The following is a 334-nucleotide window of genomic DNA, read 5'->3' as shown; positions in this document are numbered from 1 at the left end:
CGTTGCAAATGGAACGTGGCATAGGCGCGGACCTGGATCGGCTGAAACACGATGACGACAAACCGCTGGCGTCGCAGTTCGGCGACCGCCGCCTGCTCGTAACCACCGCTTGCCTCGATCCCAACCCGCTTGACCTTGTGGCGCTTCAGCCACTCCACCAGCTCCTGGTGGCCTTCCGCCGTGTTCTTGACCTGCAGCTCCTCCGAACTGCCATCGAGCGCCACGTCGAGCTTATCTTTGCTGGTATCGATTCCAGCACAGATCGTGTTACGTTTGGCCATCTTCCTCGACCCTCCCTTGTGATGCGAACCTGAAGTTCGTTCAACCATGCGGG

The 334-nt window shown here is 59.6% G+C and carries 1 protein-coding gene; it reads right to left on the bottom strand.

Annotated features, from left to right (window positions below; translation table 11 throughout):
* A partial coding sequence (locus XI04_RS08070; RefSeq protein ID WP_271623546.1) for an IS110 family transposase occupies positions 1–281 on the bottom strand: 281 nt, incomplete at its 3' end.
* Positions 282–334 lie beyond the last annotated feature (53 nt).

This window comes from Bradyrhizobium sp. CCBAU 11430 (assembly GCF_028128855.1).
Classification (GTDB): domain Bacteria; phylum Pseudomonadota; class Alphaproteobacteria; order Rhizobiales; family Xanthobacteraceae; genus Bradyrhizobium; species Bradyrhizobium ottawaense.
Note: the sequence above shows the minus strand (reverse complement) of the source record. Positions and strands in the feature narration are given on the sequence as shown.